General features: G+C 72.8%; 18 protein-coding genes. 9 read left to right on the plus strand and 9 right to left on the minus strand.

Features of this window, described 5'->3' with window-relative positions; all coding sequences use genetic code 11:
• The first annotated feature begins 234 nt into the window (after positions 1-234).
• The gene (locus tag ACIRBX_RS20395) at positions 235-1,647 is read left to right on the plus strand and encodes an AI-2E family transporter (protein ID WP_402298453.1); all 1,413 of its coding nucleotides are present in this window, start codon (positions 235-237) and stop codon (positions 1,645-1,647) included.
• Positions 1,648-1,782: 135 nt separating this feature from the next.
• Here the strand turns inward: ACIRBX_RS20395 and ACIRBX_RS20400 are convergent, their stop codons facing one another.
• Together ACIRBX_RS20400 and ACIRBX_RS20405 are read right to left on the minus strand one after the other, a co-directional pair.
• Complete coding sequence (locus ACIRBX_RS20400) at positions 1,783-2,328, minus strand: alkyl hydroperoxide reductase (RefSeq protein WP_402298454.1); 546 nt, start codon at positions 2,326-2,328, stop codon at positions 1,783-1,785.
• Between the two features lie 3 nt (positions 2,329-2,331).
• Entirely contained in the window at positions 2,332-2,883 is a 552-nt protein-coding gene (locus ACIRBX_RS20405) for a peroxiredoxin (protein WP_345282077.1), read from the minus strand.
• A gap of 130 nt (positions 2,884-3,013) precedes the next feature.
• On the opposite strand from ACIRBX_RS20405, the gene ACIRBX_RS20410 reads away from it, so the two are divergent.
• From ACIRBX_RS20410 to ACIRBX_RS20420, 3 genes are all read left to right on the plus strand, one after another.
• Positions 3,014-3,967 (plus strand): LysR substrate-binding domain-containing protein, encoded by a 954-nt coding sequence (locus ACIRBX_RS20410; protein WP_402298455.1) that lies wholly within the window; start codon positions 3,014-3,016, stop codon positions 3,965-3,967.
• A 162-nt stretch (positions 3,968-4,129) separates the two neighbouring features.
• A complete protein-coding gene (locus tag ACIRBX_RS20415; RefSeq protein ID WP_402298456.1) occupies positions 4,130-5,227 on the plus strand; it encodes an AAA family ATPase in 1,098 nt (365 codons plus the stop codon).
• Positions 5,224-5,967 carry an HNH endonuclease gene (locus ACIRBX_RS20420; RefSeq protein ID WP_402298457.1) on the plus strand — a complete coding sequence of 248 codons (744 nt, stop codon included), beginning with the start codon at positions 5,224-5,226 and terminating at the stop codon, positions 5,965-5,967. The genes ACIRBX_RS20415 and ACIRBX_RS20420 overlap by 4 nt, the downstream gene beginning before the upstream one ends.
• Positions 5,968-6,172: 205 nt before the next feature.
• Here ACIRBX_RS20420 and ACIRBX_RS20425 read toward each other — a convergent pair whose 3' ends face one another.
• From ACIRBX_RS20425 to ACIRBX_RS20435, 3 genes are all read right to left on the minus strand, one after another.
• Positions 6,173-8,017 (minus strand): SpoIIE family protein phosphatase, encoded by a 1,845-nt coding sequence (locus ACIRBX_RS20425; RefSeq protein ID WP_402298458.1) that lies wholly within the window; start codon positions 8,015-8,017, stop codon positions 6,173-6,175.
• Between the two features lie 124 nt (positions 8,018-8,141).
• Positions 8,142-8,792 (minus strand): class I SAM-dependent methyltransferase, encoded by a 651-nt coding sequence (locus tag ACIRBX_RS20430; protein WP_402298787.1) that lies wholly within the window; start codon positions 8,790-8,792, stop codon positions 8,142-8,144.
• Between the two features lie 737 nt (positions 8,793-9,529).
• Entirely contained in the window at positions 9,530-12,493 is a 2,964-nt protein-coding gene (locus ACIRBX_RS20435; protein ID WP_402298459.1) for a BTAD domain-containing putative transcriptional regulator, read from the minus strand.
• Between the two features lie 178 nt (positions 12,494-12,671).
• On the opposite strand from ACIRBX_RS20435, the gene ACIRBX_RS20440 reads away from it, so the two are divergent.
• Complete coding sequence (locus tag ACIRBX_RS20440; protein WP_402298460.1) at positions 12,672-12,896, plus strand: hypothetical protein; 225 nt, start codon at positions 12,672-12,674, stop codon at positions 12,894-12,896.
• Between the two features lie 58 nt (positions 12,897-12,954).
• On the opposite strand, the gene ACIRBX_RS20445 is transcribed toward ACIRBX_RS20440, so the two are convergent.
• Positions 12,955-14,622 (minus strand): fumarate hydratase, encoded by a 1,668-nt coding sequence (locus ACIRBX_RS20445; RefSeq protein ID WP_402298461.1) that lies wholly within the window; start codon positions 14,620-14,622, stop codon positions 12,955-12,957.
• A 161-nt stretch (positions 14,623-14,783) separates the two neighbouring features.
• On the opposite strand from ACIRBX_RS20445, the gene ACIRBX_RS20450 reads away from it, so the two are divergent.
• Positions 14,784-15,539 (plus strand): DUF1707 domain-containing protein, encoded by a 756-nt coding sequence (locus ACIRBX_RS20450; RefSeq protein WP_402298462.1) that lies wholly within the window; start codon positions 14,784-14,786, stop codon positions 15,537-15,539.
• Between the two features lie 265 nt (positions 15,540-15,804).
• Positions 15,805-16,194, plus strand: a complete 390-nt coding sequence (locus tag ACIRBX_RS20455; protein WP_402298463.1) for a WhiB family transcriptional regulator — start codon at positions 15,805-15,807, stop codon at positions 16,192-16,194.
• A gap of 64 nt (positions 16,195-16,258) precedes the next feature.
• Here ACIRBX_RS20455 and glpX read toward each other — a convergent pair whose 3' ends face one another.
• Entirely contained in the window at positions 16,259-17,296 is a 1,038-nt protein-coding gene (gene glpX / locus ACIRBX_RS20460; protein ID WP_402298464.1) for a class II fructose-bisphosphatase, read from the minus strand.
• Positions 17,297-17,528: 232 nt separating this feature from the next.
• On the opposite strand from glpX, the gene ACIRBX_RS20465 reads away from it, so the two are divergent.
• Entirely contained in the window at positions 17,529-18,032 is a 504-nt protein-coding gene (locus ACIRBX_RS20465; RefSeq protein WP_402298788.1) for a DUF4245 domain-containing protein, read from the plus strand.
• Between the two features lie 104 nt (positions 18,033-18,136).
• Here the strand turns inward: ACIRBX_RS20465 and ACIRBX_RS20470 are convergent, their stop codons facing one another.
• Both ACIRBX_RS20470 and ACIRBX_RS20475 read right to left on the minus strand, forming a co-directional pair.
• On the minus strand, positions 18,137-18,727 hold the full coding sequence (locus ACIRBX_RS20470) for a malonic semialdehyde reductase (protein ID WP_402298465.1): 591 nt from the start codon (positions 18,725-18,727) through the stop codon (positions 18,137-18,139).
• A gap of 160 nt (positions 18,728-18,887) precedes the next feature.
• Positions 18,888-19,130, minus strand: a complete 243-nt coding sequence (locus tag ACIRBX_RS20475; protein ID WP_402298466.1) for an exodeoxyribonuclease VII small subunit — start codon at positions 19,128-19,130, stop codon at positions 18,888-18,890.
• A 70-nt stretch (positions 19,131-19,200) separates the two neighbouring features.
• Here ACIRBX_RS20475 and ACIRBX_RS20480 point away from each other — a divergent pair, with 70 nt between their 5' ends.
• Entirely contained in the window at positions 19,201-19,680 is a 480-nt protein-coding gene (locus ACIRBX_RS20480; RefSeq protein WP_402298467.1) for a GNAT family N-acetyltransferase, read from the plus strand.
• Positions 19,681-19,749: the final 69 nt, after the last annotated feature.

A 19,749-nucleotide genomic window follows, 5' to 3' on the forward strand; every position in this document is an offset into this window, starting at 1 on the left:
GCCCGGAAGCGCTTGACCGTGCGCGCGGGCGGTGCGGCCGGGTGCGGACGCGGTGCCCGGAGTGGGTCCTGGTGCCTCCGGGGCCGGTCCGCGGACAGGCGGTCCGTGTACTCCGGCCCCTGCCCGCGACTCAACTGTCCGAAACATCCCGATTCGTGGATGTCTGATCGAGCCGGTCCGGGGTATCCGTGAGCCGGGCCCGGTCGGGCCGGGTACCGTCGTCCCCGGACGGCCGTGGCGGGACCCACGGCGCGCGAGCGGGGAGCGGTGGTCGAGGTGGCACAGGGCCTCTGGTTGTCCCGGGCGGCAGCCCGGTTGGGCTCCGCCCTCCAGCGGGGCGCGGCGCGGGCCGGGCAGGCGGCGGCCGAGCCGGGCGGGAGCGGCGGACTGCCGGTGGTCCGGGAGGCGCCGGCCGGTGCGCAGTCGTCGGTGCAGTCGCAGTCGCAGCCGGTGCCGCAGGTACGGGTCTTCGTCGAGGCGCCAGCCGAGCCGCCCCGCCCCGAGCCGGTCCGCGAGGCGTACCAGGTCCGCCCGGACACCCCGGCCGAGGCGCTGCCGTGGGGCCTGCGGGTGGCGGCCGAGTCGACCTGGCGGCTGCTGCTGCTGGCGGCGGCCCTCTACCTGGTCTTCCGGGTGGTCGACATGCTCCGGCTGGTGGCCTTCGCGGTGCTGGCCGCCCTGCTGGTCTCGGCCCTGCTGGAGCCGGTGGTCTCCTGGCAGAAGCGGCACGGCGTACCGCGCTCGCTGGCGGCGGCCAGCAGCTTCCTGGCCGGGATAGGCGGCATCGGCCTGGTCGGCTGGTTCGTGGTCTGGCAGGTGAGCACCAACCTGCACGACGTCACCGACCAGGTGCAGGCCGGCGTCGAGCGCCTGCGGGAGTGGCTGGTCACCGGACCGCTGCACCTGACGGAGCAGCAGATCACCGACTTCGCCAAGCAGATCTCCACCGCGATCGGCACCAACTCCGAGCAGATCACCTCGGCCGGCTTCACCGGCGTGACGGTGGCGGTGGAGGTGCTGACCGGCGTGGTGCTGGCCTTCTTCACCACCTTCTTCCTGCTCTACGACGGCGCCCGGATCTGGAACTGGCTGCTCGGCGTACTCCCCCGGCAGTCCCGCTACGCGATGGCCGGGGCCGGCCCCAAGGCGTGGAGCACGCTGACCGCGTACGTGCGCGGCACCGTCTGCGTGGCCTTCATCGACGCGCTGTTCATCGGGATCGGCATCGAGCTGCTCGGGGTGCCGCTGGCCATGCCGCTGGCGGTGATCGTCTTCCTCGGGGCCTTCGTGCCGCTGGTCGGCGCCCTGGTGACGGGCACCATCGCGGTGCTGATCGCGCTGGTGACGGTGGGTCCGTTCACCGCGCTGATGGTGCTGGTGGTGCTGGTGGCGGTGCAGCAGATCGAGGGCCACCTGCTCCAGCCGCTGATCCTCGGCCGGGCCGTGCGGGTGCACCCGCTCGCGGTGGTGCTCGGAGTGGCGGCCGGCACCATCGTCGGCGGGATCGGCGGAGCGGTGGTGGCGGTGCCGCTGATCGCGGTCACCAACACGGTGGTCTCCCACCTGCGCCGCCGGGCCGCCGCCGGGCAGGAGGTCTTCGAGGCGCTGGAGGCGGCCCAGGCCGCGCAGGCGGCCGACCGGGCCTGAGGCCCGGAGCACCTGAGACCGGAGCATCTGAGACCTGGAGCGCCCGAGACCCGGAGCGCCCGAGACCCGGAGCGGACGTACGACGGGGCCCCTTCCGTTTCACCCGGAAGGGGCCCCGTCGAGGTTGACGAGCCGTCAGACCAGCGCCTCGGTGGAGAGCGCGGCCTCGGCGTCCAGCACGGACGCGACGGCCTGCAGCACGGCGGCGATCTTGATGGACGCCTGGATGGTCTCCTGGTCCACGCCCGCCTTGCGCAGTACGCCCTCGTGCGAGTCGAGGCACTGACCGCAGCCGTTGATCGCGGAGACCGCGAAGCACCACAGCTCGAAGTCGGCCTTCTCGACGCCCGGGGTGCCGATGATGTTCATCCGCAGACCGGCCCGCATGCCCGCGTAGTCCTTGTCGGACAGCAGGTGGGTGGTCCGGTAGTAGACGTTGTTCATGCCCATGATCGCGGCTGCGCCCTTGGCGGCGTTGTACGCCGCCGGGCTCAGCTCGGCCTTGGCCACCGGCTCCAGCTCGCGCAGCACCGAGGCCGAGCGGGTCGCCATGGCGCAGGAGAGCACGGTGCCCCAGAGCTGCTGGGAGGGCAGCTCGGAGTTGCCTATCACGGCGCTCAGGTTGAGCTTCAGGTCCTTCGCGTAGTCCGGAAGGGCCGCCTTCAGTTCGTCGAGCGCCATGGGTCAGCCCGCCAGCAGGGACTGGGCGTCGAGGGTGTCCTCGCCCTTGTTCCAGTTGCACGGGCACAGCTCGTCGGTCTGCAGGGCGTCCAGCACCCGCAGGACCTCCTTGGGGTTACGGCCGACGGAGCCGGCGGTCACCATGACGAACTGGATCTCGTTGTTCGGGTCCACGATGAAGACCGCGCGCTGGGCGGTGCCGTCCGCACCCTCGACGCCGCAGGCCCGCATCAGCTCGTGCTTGACGTCGGCCAGCATCGGGAAGGGCAGGTCGCGGAGGTCCTTGTGGTCCTTGCGCCAGGCGTGGTGGACGAACTCGGAGTCGCCGGAGACGCCGAGGATCTGGGCGTCGCGGTCCGCGAACTCCTCGTTCAGCTTGCCGAACGCGGCGATCTCGGTCGGGCAGACGAACGTGAAGTCCATCGGCCAGAAGAAGACGATCTTCCACTTGCCCTCGTAGGACTTGTGGTTGATCTCGGCGAAGGCGTTCGCGGCGTCGAGGTCGACACAGGCGTTGAGTTCGAACTCCGGGAACTTGTCACCGATCGTCAGCACGTTCGCTTCTCCAGACTTGGAAACTGAGGGGATTTGTCCGGTATCCGGACAACATCCACAGTCGCACACCGGGACTGATAGGGGAAATCGTTAGACTCGATCCATCTGATCGGAGAGAGCTATCAGTCCCATGAGCACCAAGCCCCGCACCTCCCGCGCGCCGCGCACCCCCACCATCGCCCAGCTGAAGGCGTTCCTCGCGGTCGCCGAGCACCGCCACTTCCGCGAGGCCGCGGCCGTCAGCGGCACCAGCCAGCCCGCGCTCTCCGGGGCGGTGGCCGCCCTGGAGGAGACGCTCGGGGCGCAACTGCTGGAGCGTACGACACGGAAGGTCATCATCACTCCCCTGGGGGAGCGGGTCGCCGAGCACGCGCGCCGGGTGCTCGCCACCCTGCACGCCCTGACCGAGGAGGTGGAGGCGGCGCGGCGCCCGTTCACCGGGCCGCTGCACCTCGGGGTGATCCCGACGGTCGCGCCGTACCTGCTGCCGGTCGTGCTCCGGCTGGTCCGCGACGCCTACCCGGACCTGGAGCTGCACGTCCACGAGGAGCGCACCCCCTCGCTGCTGGAGGGGCTGGCGGCCGGGCGGCTCGACCTGCTCCTGCTCGCCCTCCCGGCGGGCGGCGCCTCGCCGACCCGGGACATCCCGCTGTTCGACGAGGACTTCGTGCTGGTGGTGCCGCCGGAGCACGAGCTGGCCGGGCGGACGGACGTGCCGCGCGACTCGCTGCTCGACCTGGACGTCCTGCTGCTGGAGGAGGGCCACTGCCTGCGGGACCAGGCGCTCGACCTGTGCCGCGAGGTCGGCGCCGACGCGGGCGGCTCCACCCGGGCCGCGGGCCTCTCCACCCTGGTCCAGCTGGTGGCCGGCGGCCTCGGGGTGACGCTCCTCCCGGCCACCGCCCTCGACGTGGAGACCGGCCGCACCGACCGCCTCGCCACCGTCCGCTTCGCGCACCCCGCCCCGGGGCGCCGGATCGGCCTCGCCACCCGCCCCGGCTCGGCCCGGGCCCCGGAGCACGAGCGCTTCGCGGTCGCCCTGCGCGAGGTCCTGACGGAGCTCCCGGTCCGCATCGTCGCCTGACGGCGGGGCGGCCCGGGCCGGGGCCGGACGACCAGGGGTCCGGCGGGGGGACGGGAGGTGGCCGGGCGGTTGTCCAAGGTTCTCGTGGAGTTGCCGGTCCGGATCATGTCCTGACGGGTACTCAACTCCTAGGCTGATCGCACTGGACATGGGGGTGGGCGGATGTACGTCGCCAGGGTCGAGGTGGAGAACCTGCGCGGATTCCGGGGTGCCAGGACGGTCGATCTGGACCTGACCAGGCCGGACGGGTCGCACGCCGGGTGGACCGTCCTGGCCGGTCCGAACGGAGCGGGAAAGACCACCCTGCTGGCGGCCGTCGCGGCGGCGCTCGGGGAGCCCACCGACCCGTCGGGGTGGCTGCCGGAGGGCGCCGAGGAGGGGGGCGTCCGGCTGGACGGGGCGCACTGGCGGGTGACCCGGGCCGAGGACGGCGGACTGCACTGCCGGCGCAACGGGCCGCGCGGGTTCCTGGCGCACTACCCGTCCCGGCGCCACCTCACCGAGGGGGTCTCCTGGCTGACCGGCCAGCAGCTGCTGGCCTTGGAGCGCCAGCCCGGTGCGGTCGAACTGGTGGACGGCGTACGGGCCCTGCTGGACGACGGGCTCCTCCCGGCGGGCCGCCGGCTCGGCCGGATCGACTGCGACGGCATCCGGATCGCCGAGGCCGGCCGGGAGGCACCGCTCGGGGACGGCGGCACCGGGGAGCTGGTCGGCCTGGTGCTGGACCTGCTGGCCAGGGTCCACCGGACCCACCCCGACGAGGAGTTGGTGATCGACGGCACGCCGCCCACGGTGCCGGTGGCCGGCGTGGTGCTGATCGACGAGGCCGAGGCGCACCTGCACCCGGAGGGCCAGCAGCGGCTCGGCGCCTGGCTGGTGGCGCACTTCCCGGGCCTGCAGTTCATCGTCTCCACCCACAGCCCGTACGTCTGCCAGGCCGCCGACCCGGGCGGACTGGTCCGGGTGCCGGGGCCGGCCGAACGCCGCAGCCCGTACGTGCTGGACGAGGACCTGCACCAGCGGGTGGTCTACGGCAGCGGTGACGACACCGCGCTGACCGAGCTGTTCGCGATGCCGAGCGTGTACTCGCCGGAGGCGGAGGAGGAGCGGCGGCTGCTGATCGCCCTGGAGCAGAAGCTCTACGCCGGGCGCGCCTCGGCCGCCGAGCTGGCCGCGTACCGGGAGCTCGGCGCCAAGCTGAACGCCTCGCTGGCGGCCCGGGTGGACGAGGCCCGGGACAGACTGGGGGGTGGGCGGTGATCCCACTCCAACGGCCGCCGCTGAACGACGAGTTGGCCGCCGAGCTGGCCCGCCGGACCGAGGCGGTCCGGCGGGCCGGGCTGACCACGGCCAGCGGGCGGGCGGCCTGGCGGACCGCCCGGGCGCCGAAGGCCCGGCTGCGGGCGCTGCTGCACCGGATGTCCCCGGGCCTGCTGCGCTGCATGTACTGCGGGGACAACCTGGGCACCGACATCGACCACTTCGAGCCGATCGCCCGCGCCCCGCTGCGCACCTTCGACTGGCACAACCACCTGCTGGCCTGCGCCTACTGCAACTCCAACCAGAAGCGCGACCTCTTCCCCTGCGACCCGTCCGGCGAGCCGCTGCTGATCGATCCGGCGGCCGAGGACCCGGCCGACCACCTGCTGCTCTACCTGGAGTCCGGCGCCTACCAGGGCCTGACCGCCAAGGGCCGCGCCACCATCGAGGTGTTCGCCCTCAACTCCCGGGCGGAGCTGGTGCGCGGGCGCCGGCTGGCGTTCGCGGTGGTGAAGGCACTGCTGCGGGACTGGCGGGCCCGCACCGAGGCGGGGGACCACGCCACCGCGGCCGAGGTGGCCGACGCGCTGGACCAGCTCTGGCAGGCCGACGTGGTCCGTGCGGTGCACCGGCTGACCGCCAACCCGCCGCTGGCCGAGGCGGTGCTCGGCCCGGAGGCGGCCGGTGCGCTGGCGGCCCTGGCCGCCGCCCCCTACCGGCCGGGCGGCGGGCGGAACTGAACTTTCGTCGGTACCGGCCGCCCGGGCCGGGCCCGTACCGTCGCACGGGTGACCTCCACCGACCTCCGGGCAGCCGCCCCGGCCTGGCTGCTCGCCGCCCTGCTGTGCCCCGCCCTGCTACCGCTGTCCGCCGGAGGAGTGCTGACCCCCGGAGGGCCGTGACCTCGGTGGGAGCGCGGGGCCGAGCGGCGGCAGCCCCCGTCGGTCAGGTGGCCGGGCGGGGGGTGGGGAGGCGCTGCTCGAACCAGACCACCTTGCCCGCGCCGAGCCGGGTGGCGCCCCAGCGTTCGGCGCAGCGCGCGACTATCTGGAGCCCCCGGCCGCGCTCGTCGTCCGGGCCGGCCCGGCGGGCCCGGGGGAGCAGGGCGCTGTCGTCGCCGACCTCGCAGCGCAGGACCGAGGTCCGGACCAGGCGGAGGGTGACCGGGCGGGTGGCGTGCTGGATGGCGTTGGTGACCAGCTCACTGACCATCAGCTCGGTGTTGTCCACCAGGGATTCCAGTCCCCAGCGGCGCAGTGCGTGCCCGGCCAGCCGGCGGGCCCGGCCGGGGGTCTCGTGCCGGGGCTGGAGGTACCAGTAGGCGACGTCCTCGGCCGGGATGCCGTCGAAGGTGGCGGCCAGCAGGGCGATGTCGTCGGCCCGGTCGCCGGGCGGCAGGATCCGCAGGGCCTCCTGGCAGAGCTGCTCCGGGGTGCGCGGTGCCCCGTGGCCGAGCCGGCTGCGGAGCAGTTCGAGCCCGGTGGCCAGGGGACGGCGGCGGGTCTCCACCAGGCCGTCGGTGAAGAGCAGCAGCGCCGAGCCGGGCGGTGCGGGCAGCTCGACGGAGGTGAAGTCCACCCCGCCGACCCCGATCGGCGCCCCGGCCGGCAGCTCCAACAGCTCGGCCTTGCCGTCGGGTTGGACCAGGACGGGCGGTACGTGCCCGGCGTTGGCCAACACCACCCGGTTGGCGATCGGGTCGTAGACCGCGTAGACGCAGGTGGCCAGGTGCTGCTCCCGGCCGAGCCGCTGGGCCTGCTCGTCCAGGTGGTAGAGCACCTCGTGCGGCGGCAGGTCGAGGGCGGCCAGGGTCTGGGCGCTGGTGCGGAGTTGGCCCATGATGGCGGCCGAGGTGAGCGAGTGGCCCATCACGTCGCCGACGATCAGCGCGACCCGGTTCCCCGGCAGCGGGACGGAGTCGTACCAGTCGCCGCCGACCTGGGCGCCGCGCTCGCAGGGCAGGTAGCGGTGGGCCAGCCGGACGCCGTGCCGCTGCGGCAGGTGGGTGGGCAGCATGGAGCGCTGCAGCTCGTCGGCGATCTCCCACTCGCGGGAGTAGCGCAGCGCGGTGTCCACCGCCAGGCCGGCCTGGGTGGCCAGGTGGGCGGCGGTCGCGGTGTCGGTGGCGTCGAAGGCCAGCGCGGCGTCGTAGGCGGCGGTCAGGGCGAACGCGTCCGGCGCCCCGGGTCCGGTGAACTGGCCTTCCTGCACGTGGAGTTCGGAGCTCGGGGCGGAGAGCTTGGACGGCCGGCGGATCAGCAGCAGCAGGCCGAGCACGGTCTTGCGCCCGCGCAGCGGCAGTGCCAGCAGCGCCGTCCCGGCGGCGAGCCGCCCGAGGGTACGGGCCCCGTACAGCTCCTCCAGCAGCGGCCGCAGCCGGGCCGCCGACGGGGTGCCCAGCACCACCGGCCCGGTCGGGAACTGCTGGTTCAGCGCCCGGGCCACCGCGCCGCCCGGCACCAGCCGGCGGGTCCGGGAGCGCCGGCCGAGCCGGGTGCCGTGCAGGTGGTGGATGGTCAGCGCGGCCGGGCTGCCGGAGAAGCGCTCCATGTCGGGCAGCGGGTCCCGCAGGTGCACCACGGCGGCGTCGGCCAGCGCCGGCACCAGCACCTTGCCGAGGTTGCGCAGGGTGTGGGCCAGGTCGAGCGAGCTGTTGATCCGCCGGGTGGCGTTGTCCAGGTACGCCAGGCGCTCGGCGGTGCGGGCCCGGCCGCCGGGCAGCAGCGGGGGACGCCGCTGCGGCGGCACGACGGGTGACTGCCCCGTCCGGGGCTCGGGAAGGTCGCGCACGGGCTGCCGTTCTGCGAGGGTTGGCGTTTCTGCGGGGCGGGCGGGCGGGCGGGTGGTCGGTCGCGGTGCGGTCCGGCACGGGGCGCGGGCGGTGCGGGTGCGGATGCGCCGCGCGGACGGGGTGTCAGCCCGTCCGGCGACAGCGGAGGAAGAGCTGCTCCTCCGGCGGCAGCGTGGTGCAGGCGGGGGCGTACGGGTGGCCGTCGTGGCACTCCACGGTGAAGCCGGCCCGGTCCAGGGTCAGCTCCAGCTCCTCCCGCAGGTACCCGCTGATCCTTATCTCGTGGCCCAGGAAGGGCAGCGGGGCGTGGTCCAGGTCGGCCTCGACCATGCCGAGCGCCAGCAGGCCGCCGGGCCGCAGCAGCGTCCGGATCCGGCCCAGCACCTCCGGGATCTCCGCCTGCGGCAGCAGGATGAGCGAGAAGAACGCGGTCGCGGCGGCGTACCGGCCGGCCGCCTCCGGACCCAGCTCCGGCACGCCCCAGGCGTCCACCGCCCTCGGCGTGGCCAGGTCGTACATGTCGATTCGGTGGTACTCGGCCTCCGGCACCGTGCTCCGGGCCAGCCGGAGCATGCCGTCCGCGAGGTCCACCGCCGTCACCCGCAGGCCGCCCTCGGTGAGCTGACGGACCGTCGGGTCGCCCGTCCCGCAGCCCACGTCCAGCACCCGGGCGCCCGGCTCCAGCTCCTCCAGCAGCCAGCGGCCCGCGTCCAACTGCCCGGACTTGGCCGGGAACGCCTCCGCGTACCCGGCACCGATCGCGTCGAAGGCCACGGCCTGGAGCGCGCGCTCGGCGCGGCGGCGGCGCTGGTGGTGCTGCGGGGCCTGGGTGCCTTGCGGCGGGTGGGTCGGGTGCGGGGCCGGACTACCCGGAGCGCTCGGGGCACCCTGGCCGGGCTTGCGGCCGGGCTGGGAACCGTGACCCCGCGCGGGATCGGATATCTGTCCGGTCGTCACGATTGAGAGGCACCTTTCACCCTGGCCGCCGGCCGGCGGTGCCCGGGCGGCCTCCGTCGGCCTCCGCCCACCGCTCGTGACGGTCCGTCACGCTCCCGCGTCACACCCTGCTCCGCGCCGCCGTCCTGCCGCTCCCTCTGCCTCTGTCGGCTCGCCGTCAATACGTCGCTGGCCTCCGAGAATAGGCGCGATCAACCGACCGTAGGGTCCTTTTCCGGCCAACTCGTGCCGGTCGGGACGATTTTGGCCTGGATGACGGGAGCACTCCGGCGCGGGCAGGGTGGTGCGGACATCCGGTCCGCGCCGTGTGGCGCGATCGGGTGGCGCGACGGGGTGGCGCGGTGCCCGACCCCGGCCGTCACCCGGTCACGGAGCCGACGGGGCGTCCGGGCGGAGCTGACCGAGCTGACGGAGAGTGCCCGGAGGACGTTTATTGGTTGTCAATCGGGGCCTGCCAGAGTGGTCTCAGCGCCGGGGAAGCGTCGAGGCGCTCCCGCAGCCGGGGGGCTGCGGGAGCGCTGACGCTCGACGGGGGACCTGCTGGGGGGCGGGTGTCACGGCGCGGGGGGTGCCGTGGGCTCGGTGTGCTGCTGCTGGAGGATGAGGTCCTGTACGGGGACGACCTCGGGCACACCGAGCCGGGTGAAGACGGCCAGCGCCTCCTGGAGACAGGCCAGGCCACGGGCCGGCTGACCGAGTTTCAGCAGCGCCTCGCCGAGCGCCGCGTTGGCCAGGCCCTGGCAGTAGGCGGCGTCCAGCTCTTGGGCGATGGCGAGCGACTCGTCGGCCGCCTCGGCCGCCTCGGGGTACTGCCCGTCGGCCAGCAGACAGGGGGCGAGCCGGGCGAGCGCGTAGCCCTCCCAGATCCGGCGCTGCTCCGACTGGTACAGCTTGTGCGCCTCGCGCAGGTGCGGGGCCGCCTCACCGGGGGAGCCGGTCGACCTGAGCACCACGCCCAACTGGTAGAGCGTGTCGGCGAGGCAGGGCGTGTTGCCGGAGGCCCGCGCGGCGGTCACGGCCGCCTCGGCCGAACGCGCCGCGTCCTCCTGCTGGCCCAGGTCCAGGTGCGCCCGGGCGATGTTGCCCAGCAGCCGGGCCTCGCTGATGGTCGCGCCCAGGCTGCGGCTGATCTCGCGGGCCTGCTCGAAGAACGGCAGCGCCTCGGCCGGCCGGTCGGCCAGGCTGAGCACCACGGCGAGCAGGTTGGCGGTGTTCGCCCGCAGGTGGGTCCGGTCATCCGGCCCCTGGAGGTCGAGACTCCGGCGGAAGGACAGCTCCGCCTCGTGGTACTCACCGGCAACGTGCTGGAGGAAGCCGAGGGCCAGCCGCACCCTGGCCAGGGCAGGGGCGTCCGCGTGCGGTTGGTCGGCGTTGTGCAGGGCCACCCGGATGCGCGGTCCGTGCGTCGGGTCCTCGACCAGGCTGTTGAGCACGGTCAGCAGGTCCACTGCCGGCCGCAGCAGTTCCAGGGGCTCGGTGACGGCGGCATCGATGGTGCTGAGCACCAAGGACAGTTCTTCGCGGAGCCAGCTGCGCGCGGCGGAGCTGTCGGTGAGCGGACGGCCGGAGGCGATCGGCTGGTGGAGGGTCTCCGGCAGCACGTCGTCGGGCTCGATCGCCCGGGCCGCGTTGCGCATGGTGGCCAGCAGCCCGTCCAGCAGCCGAAGGAGAGCCGCTTGTTGCTCTCCGGTGTCCTTCAGCTTCTCGTTCTGCCGCTGGGCGAACAGCCGGAGCAGGTCGTGGTACCGGTACCGGCCGGGAGTGAAGCACTCCAGCATGTTCGCCTCGACCAGTGCTTCGGCGAGGGACTCCGCCTCGTACTCGTCGGTCCCGAGCAGCGCGGCTACGGCTTCCAGCGGGAGGTCCGGGGAGTCGACCAGCGACAGCAGTCGGAAAGCCCGCGCCTCATCGGGGCTGAGCTGACCGTAGCCGAGGCCGATGGTGGTCTCCACGGCGAGGTTGCCGAGCTGGAGCTCGTGCAGCCGTCGCCGTTGGTCCGCTAAGCGTCTGGCCAGGTCGGAGACGCTCCAGCGGGGGCGGCTGGCCAGCCGGGCAGCGGCGATCCGGACGGCCAGTGGGAGGAATCCACAGGCCGTCACCACGGCCAGTGCGGCCTCCGGTTCGGCCGCCACCCGCTGCTCGCCGACGATCGCCGAGAACAGCGCGAGGGCCTCCTCCGGAGTCAGTTCCTCGACGTCGACCAGGTGGGCACCCGGGAGCTCCGCCAGCCGGGAGCGGCTGGTGACCAGCACGGCGTTGCCGGAGACCCCGGGGATCAGCGGCAGCAACTGCCGGGCGTCCTTGGCGTTGTCGAGCAGGATGAGCATCCGCCGGTCGGCCAGCAACGAGCGGTAGAGCGCGGCGCGCTGCTCCAGGGTGTCCGGGGTCTCCGGTGCGCCGAGGGCGTACAGGAAGTCACCGAGCACCACGGCCGGGTCGGCAGGTGAGGCACTGGGTCCGCGCAGGTCCACGTACAGCTGGCCGTCCGGGAAGGAGGAGCGGATGCTGTGCGCCAGGTGCACGGCCAGTGTGGTCTTCCCGACACCGCCGATGCCCGCCAGCGAGGTGACCACGACGGCCTGGCCCGAACCACTCCGCAGGACATCGCGGAGTTCGTGGACCAGCTCGGAACGGCCGCTGAAGTCCGATACGTCGGCCGGAAGTTGAGCCGGCGGGACGAAGGGCGGCGCCTCCTCCTGCTCCACGGAACGACCGACCGGTCCCACCACCGGCATCAGGGTCGGGTCCCCGGCCAGGATGCGTGAGTGCATCGCGGCCAGTCCGGCACCCGGCTCGACGCCCAGCTCCTCGATGAGCAGCTTCCGGGTGTCGGTGTAGACACCGAGCGCCTCGGCCTGCCGGCCACAGCGGTACAGCGCCAGCATCAGCAGTTCGCGCAGCCGCTCCCGGAGCGGGTGCTCGGCCGACAGCGAGCTGAGCTCGGAGACGGTCTCGGCGTGCAGACCGATCTCCAGAGCCGAGGCGCAGCGCTCCTCGCAGGCCGCGACCTGACGCTCCGACAGCCGGATCCTGTGCGCCTCCGCGTGCGGGCCGGGGATGCCGGCCAGCGGCCGTCCGGACCACAGCTCCAGGGCGGCGGCCAGCAGCCGGTGGGCCTCCCGGTAGTCGCCGCCCGCCTTGGCCAGGGCGGCCCGGGTGAACTCCCGCTCGAAGACCGCGAGGTCGAGCGCCTCGCCCGGGACGCGCAGTGCGTACCCGTCGCTGACCGAAATCAGTAGCTCGGCGGGCGCCCGGACCTCACGGTTCGGCTCGATCAGCGAGCGCAGCCGGGAGACGTAGGTGCGCAGGGCGGCGACCGCCTGTGGCGGCGGCCGGTCACCCCACAGACCGTCGACCAGGTCCTGGGTCGCGACGGGCCGGCCCTGGTTCAACAGCAGGGCGACCAGCACGGCTTGTTGCTGCGGCGAGCCGAGGGAGAGGGGTTGTTCCCCGCGCCAGGCTTGCACGGGGCCGAGCACCTGGAAGCGCAGCGTGGGTGGCTGCTGCTCTAGCTCCATGGAATTCCCCCGATGGTGGCCAAGGTGAGGCGCCAGCTTATGAGCAAGCGGGCAAACGTTGGAGAAGCGGACGGGCCTCGGGATGTTTATAAGACATTTAGCGGGCCCTACGATACTGGGCGCACGCCCCGACCCGTCCGTCCGGGCTGACTGATCTGATTACCTGAAAGGCGGCGTCATGGCCGAGAACGAGACCACCACCGCGACCCCGAACGAGGCTCTCCCGGTGGCGGAGGCCGCACCCGTCGAGCAGTCCCTCGCCGCCGTCGAGCCCGACGCGCAGCTCTTGGAGGTCCTGGAGGACCTCTCGGCCGACGAGACCGAGGGCGAGGTCGCTCCGGAGGCCGAGCCGAAGAAGGACGGCGGCTACGAGCCGCTCGGAAACATCATCAACCGCCCGTAAGTACCGTATTAGCGTCAAATGCCCCGCCCCACCTCACAGGTGGGGCGGGGCACTCGCGTTATTCGGCCGAGCGGACCCGCAGGCTGGTGATCAGCGGACCGTCGGTGACCTCGGCGAAGAAGTCGTTCCCCTTGTCGTCGACCACGATGAAGGCGGGGAAGTCCTCGACCTCGATCCGCCAGACCGCCTCCATGCCGAGCTCGGGGTACTCCAGCACCTCGACCTTCTTGATGCAGTCCAGCGCCAGCCGCGCCGCCGGTCCGCCGATCGAGCCCAGGTAGAAGCCGCCGTGCTCGTTGCACGCCTTGGTGACCTGCTTGGAGCGGTTGCCCTTGGCCAGCATCACCATCGAACCGCCCGCCGCCTGGAACTGGTCGACGTAACTGTCCATCCGCCCGGCGGTGGTGGGGCCGAACGAGCCCGAGGCGTAGCCCTCCGGGGTCTTGGCCGGGCCGGCGTAGTAGACCGGGTGGTCCTTCATGTACTGCGGCATGCCGTCGCCCGCGTCCAGCCGCTCCTTGATCTTCGCGTGCGCGATGTCGCGGGCGACCACCAGCGTGCCGGTGAGCGAGAGCCGGGTCTTGACCGGGTACTTGGAGAGCTCCGAACGGACCTCCGACATCGGCCGGTTCAGGTCGATCCGGACCACCTGGTCGTCCAGGTGCTCGTCCGTGGTGTCCGGCAGGTACTTGGCCGGGTCGGTCTCCAGCTGCTCCAGGAAGACGCCCTCGGCGGTGATCTTGCCCAGCGCCTGACGGTCGGCCGAGCAGGAGACGGCCATCGCGACCGGCAGCGAGGCGCCGTGCCGGGGCAGGCGGATCACCCGGACGTCGTGGCAGAAGTACTTGCCGCCGAACTGCGCGCCGATGCCGATCTTCTGGGTGAGCTCGGTGACCTTGGCCTCCAGCTCCAGGTCCCGGAAGCCGTGGCCGGTGGCCGCGTCGCCGCTGGTCGGCAGCGAGTCCAGGTAGTGCGCGGAGGCGTACTTGGCGGTCTTCAGGGCGAACTCGGCGCTGGTGCCGCCGACCACGATCGCCAGGTGGTACGGCGGGCAGGCCGCGGTGCCGAGCGAACGGATCTTCTGCTCCAGGAAGTTGAGCATCGAGGCCTCGTTGAGGATGGCCTTGGTCTCCTGGTACAGGTACGACTTGTTGGCGCTGCCGCCGCCCTTGGCCATGAAGAGGAACTTGTACGCGTCGCCGTCGGTCGCGTACAGCTCGATCTGGGCCGGCAGGTTGTTGCCGGTGTTCTTCTCGTCCCACATCGTCACCGGGGCCATCTGCGAGTACCGCAGGTTCAGCTTGGTGTACGCGTCGAACACGCCCTGCGCGATGGCGGACTCGTCGCCGCCGGAGGTCAGCACGTTCTGGCCGCGCTTGCCCATCACGATCGCGGTGCCGGTGTCCTGGCACATCGGCAGGATGCCGCCGGCCGAGATGTTGACGTTCTTCAGCAGGTCCAGCGCGACGAAGCGGTCGTTCGGGCTGGCCTCCGGGTCGTCCAGGATGCGGCGCAGCTGGGCCAGGTGGTCCGGGCGCAGGAAGTGCGAGATGTCGTGCATCGCCTCGGCGGTGAGCAGGCGCAGGGCCTCGGGCTCCACCTGGAGGAAGCGGCGCCCGGCGGCCTCGACGACGCTGACGCCCTCGGAGGTGAGCTTGCGGTACGGGGTCGGGTCCGCACCGAGGGGGAGGAGGTCGGAGTAGGCGAACTCTGGCGTGGGAGCCATGCGTGGAGGTCCTTAACTGATCCGGCTGCGTCGACGAAGCACCCTCAAGGTTAGGTGCCCGCGCGACGGGGGTTGCGCGCAGGTGAGCCTGCGTGACGGGAGTCACTACGACTTGGTCATAAGGCCGGTTCGAACAGACCTCCGGTGACTAGGCTTGGAGGGTGGAGAACTCCGAGCCGTCCAAGGCCGATCTGACCAAGCGTCCGGTGGACGCCTCGCCCGCCCCGGCCGTCGCGCCGGCCGTCGCCCCGGCCGCCACCGCGCCCGTGGCCGTCCCGGCCGCCGGCCCCGTCCCGGAGGCCGAGCTGCGCGCCTCCGACGCCGACCGGGAGCGGGTCGCCGAGCTGCTCCGGGATGCCTACGCGGAGGGCCGGCTGACCGTCGAGGAGCACTCCGAGCGGATCGAACTCGCTTACGGTGCCAAGACCCTGGGCGAGCTGGTGCCGCTCACCCGGGACCTGCCGGTGTCCGCGACCCCGCCCTCGCTGACCAAGCCGCAGCCGGCCGCCGAGCGCCCGCCGGTGCTGCCGGCCCGGACCGAGGCGCCCACCGTGGTGGCGATCTTCGGCGGTGCGGCCCGCAAGGGCCGCTGGCGGGTGGGCTCGCAGCTGCGCGCGGTGGCGCTGTTCGGCGGGGTGGAGATCGACCTCACCGACGCGGTGTTCGAGTCTCCCGAGGTGGAGATCGAGGTGTTCGCGATGTTCGGCGGAGTGGACGTCAAGGTCCCGGAGAACGTCTCGCTGCACGGCAGCGGGCTCGGCCTGTTCGGCGGCTTCGACGTCAAGGAGCAGACCGTGGCCGATCCGTACGCCCCGGTGGTCCGGGTCAAGGGGGCGGCGATCTTCGGCGGTTGCAGTGCCAAGCCGCGTCGCGGCAAGAAGCTCAAGGACTGGGTGCGCAAGCAACTCGAAGGCTGAGCAGGAGAGTTGGCCGGTGCCGGGCCGGCGGGGCGTCGCCTGCCGGGGCGGCACCGCCCGGCCCGGCGAGTGCACTGCGTAGTCATGCGCATGCGGTGTGCATGAACCGGGGTACGGCGGGGTAGTTCCTGACGCACATCGTTTCTTGAACGGCTGTGACCCCGGGGGCGGCTGAGGTTTCGACCCGACGCGTGCGGGGTCGCTGCGGGGCAGCCGGGCAGGGAGCCCTTTCACCCCGAGCCTTGAGCCTCGTCAGGAGTAAGCCGTGCTGCATCCGATCGAGTCCAGCCCCCGCGCCGCCACCGTGGCGGTCCACGCCGCCTCCTCGCCGGTGGCGGTGGTGGCCCCGAGGCTCGACTCACAGGACGACAACCCCTGGCACACCGGGGCGGCCTGCCGCCGGGACGAGGCCGTGCTGTTCTTCGCCCCGTCCAAGGAGCCGACCGCGGCCCGGCTCTCCCGCGAGGAGCAGGCCAAGCAGGTCTGTGCCCGCTGCCCGGTGCTGCTGGAGTGCCGGGAGCACGCCCTCACCCAGCCGGAGCCGTACGGCGTCTGGGGCGGGCTCACCGCCGCCGAGCGCCGGGTGGTGCTGGCCCGGCGCCGCCGCCGGGACACCGAGCGCCGCATTCCGGCCGCCCGCCGGATAGCGGGCTGACCGCCCGTCAGGGCGGCGGCTGCCGGAGACCGTCCGGCCGCCGCCGCCCTTCGGCGCGCGGTGATCAGTTGGCGCGGTCGAAGTCGATCGCGCTGTAGGCCCGCAGCTTGGACAGCTTGTGGGTGGAGTGGATCTCCCGGATGGTGCCGCTCTTGGAGCGCATCACCAGCGAGCTGGTGGTGGCGGTCTCCGAGCGGTAGTGCACGCCGCGCAGCAGCTCGCCGTCGGTGATGCCGGTGGCGACGAAGAACACGTTCTCGCCGCTGACCAGGTCGTCCGTGGTGAGCACCCGGTCCAGGTCGTGGCCGGCGTCCAGGGCGCGCTGGCGCTCCGCGTCGTCCTTGGGCCAGAGCTTGCCCTGGATCACCCCGCCCATGCACTTCATGGCGCAGGCCGCGATGATCCCCTCGGGGGTGCCGCCGACGCCCATCAGCAGGTCGACGCCGGTGCCCTCACGGGCCGTCATGATGGCGCCGGCCACGTCGCCGTCGGAGATGAACTTGATCCGGGCGCCCGCCTCGCGGATCTCCCGGACCAGGGTGTCGTGGCGCGGGCGGTCCAGCACCATCACGGTGACGTCCTCGACCGCGGTGCCCTTGGCCTTGGCGACCCGGCGGACGTTCACCGCGACCGGCGCGGTGATGTCGACGTACTCGGCCGCCTCGGGGCCGGCCACCAGCTTGTCCATGTAGAACACCGCACTGGGGTCGAACATGGTGCCCCGGTCGGCCACCGCCAGCACGGCCACCGCGTTGCCCATGCCCTTGGCGGTCAGCGTGGTGCCGTCCACCGGGTCCACCGCGACGTCGCACTCGGCTCCGGTGCCGTCGCCGACCCGCTCGCCGTTGTAGAGCATCGGGGCTTCGTCCTTCTCGCCCTCGCCGATGACGACCACGCCGTTCATCGAGACGGTCGAGACCAGGGTGCGCATCGCCTTCACGGCGGCGCCGTCGGCGCGGTTCTTGTCGCCCCGGCCGACCCACCGGCCGGCCGCCATGGCGGCGGCCTCGGTCACCCGGACGAGTTCGAGGGCGAGGTTGCGGTCGGGGGCCTCCGGGGCCACCACCAGGGAGCTGGGGAAGTTGCTGTGCGGGGCGGTCATCGTCGTTACCTCTCTGTACGCGACGGCCAGAGCGCCCGACAGAGTTGCCTGGTCGAACGCCGTGATGAGGGTGCTGCGATCGTATCTGTCCACCAGATGACTGTCTGTGGCGCACCCCCGGTGACCGGGTGTTCCGTCCGGTTCCGTCCGGGTTCACCCGTCGGAGTGCACCCCGGTCGTCCGGAGTCGCAGGGGTATGGGTCACCATGGGGGGGTGGCAGGCAACAGCAGCATGAGAGGCCGGCAGACGGTACGGGACATGGTCCTGTCGATGCTGGCGGTCGGGTTCGTGGTCTTCGTCGGGTACCTGTTCATCCCGCACTCGGAGGGCGACGGCATCAAGGCGGTGGACTACCGCTCCACGCTGGCCTCGGCCAAGCGTGCCGCGCCCTACCCGGTGCTGGCCCCCGAGGGCCTGGGCACGGACTGGAAGCCCACCTCGGTCACCTACGACGGCGGCGCCAAGGGCAGTGCGGCCTGGCACCTGGGCTTCGTCACCCCCTCCGGCCAGTACGCCTCGGTCGAGCAGCGGGTGGCCGAGCAGGAGAAGGCGGTGGCCGAGACGGTCGAGGGCGCCAAGCCGGACGGCACCGCCACGGTGAACGGCCAGGAGTGGCAGCGCTACCAGGGCAAGTCCTACCGGGCGCTGGTGGTGCGGACCGGCACCGCCACCACGGTGGTCACCGGCACCGCCTCCTGGGAGGAACTGACCGGCTTCGCCGAGCGCCTGAAGTGACGGCGGACGGCTGACACGCGCAGCCGGCACACGCACGGGAGCCCCCGGCCTGGTGGCCGGGGGCTCCGTCGTGCTCGGTGCCGTGCTCGGTCGCTGACGGAGGGTCAGACGGTGGTGACGACCTCGTCGTACTCCAGGCGCGGGGAACGCGGGAACCAGGCGTCCTCGCCCGGCTTGCCGATGTTCACCACGGCCAGCACCGAGTGCTCGCCGTCGCCGAAGAAGTCCTTGTTCAGGCCGTCGGCGTCGTAGCCGGTCATCGGGCCCGCGGCCAGGCCGGCGGCGCGCACGCCGATGATGAAGTACGCGAGCTGCAGCGAGGCGTTGAAGCGCGCCGAGGCGGTGCGGCCCTCGATCTCCTCGAAGTGGCTCTTGGCGGCCGGGTAGTGCGGGAAGAGCTTCGGCAGCTCCTCGTGGAACTCGTGGTCGGCGGCCAGGATCGCGACCAGCGGGGCGGCCTCGGTCTTCTTCTTGTTGCCGTCGCCCAGGTGCGAGACCAGGCGGGCGCGGGCCTCGTCCGAGCGGACCAGGACGATGCGCAGCGGCGACTGGTTCATCGAGGTCGGGGCGTACTTGACCAGGTCGTAGATGGCCTGGACCTGCTCGTCGGTGACCGGCTCGTCGGTGAAGGTGTTGGCGGTGCGGGCCTCGCGGAACAGGAGGTCCTGAGCAGCGGCGTCAAGAACCAGGGTCATTGCGGTCCACCTCATGCGGAAAGTGAAGAACGGAAGCTTTCGAACAGCCGGTCGTGCGCCGTTCGTACGGGTCCAACGTTAGGTGAAACTTAAACAATTCCGCAACTCATCAGTGGTCTCTGTCACATCGAGTTCACGGAGGCCCCGTCGGCCCCGCTGCTCACTCCCCCGTCGTGCCCCCGCCGCCCTCCTCGGCGGCCAGCGCCGCGTCCAGCCGGGCCCGCGCGCCGTCCAGCCACCGCTGGCAGACCTTCGCCAGCTCCTCGCCGCGCTCCCAGAGCGCCAGCGACTCCTCCAGCGGCACCCCGCCGGCCTCCAGCCGGCGGACCACGTCGAGGAGAGCATCCCTCGCCTGCTCGTAACCGAGGCCGTCGTCGGCGCTATTCCCCAGGGACTCTGTCATGTCGTCAGGGTAGGCGCCGGAAGCGACAATTCGCTGTCAGGTCCGCCGCTCGCGGACTAGCCTGCCCGCCATGATCACGGTACGGGCGGCCACCCCCGCCGACGCCGCCGAGCTGGTGCGGCTGCGCGGGCTGATGTTCGAGTCGATGACCGGCGCGGCGGCGCCGGGGGAGTGGGAGGCAGCCGCCGGGACGGTGCTCCGCGAGCGGCTGGCGGCGCCACCGGAGCAGCTCACCATGCCCGCCTTCGTGGTGGACGACCCCGCCCGCCCCGGTCGGCTGGCCGCCTGCGCGGTCGGCACCCTGGAGCGGCGGCTGCCCGCCCCCGGCCATCCGGACGGTCTGTTCGGCTTCGTCTTCAACATCTGCACCGACCCGGACCACCGGCGGCGCGGCCTGGCCCGGGCCTGCACGGTCGCGCTGCTGGACTGGTTCGACGAGCGCCGGGTGACCCGGATCGACCTGCACGCCGCCCGGGGCGCGGAGCAGCTCTACCGCAGCCTCGGCTTCGGCGAGCACTCCGTCCCGCTCTCCCGGACCCGGTTGCGGTAGGCGGTGCCGAGCGGGCTGCCCCGGGTGCTACGGACCGGTGTCCGAGCTGCCGTTGCCTCCCGTGCCTCC

This window comes from Kitasatospora sp. NPDC096147 (assembly GCF_044763225.1).
Taxonomy (GTDB): Bacteria; Actinomycetota; Actinomycetes; order Streptomycetales; family Streptomycetaceae; genus Kitasatospora.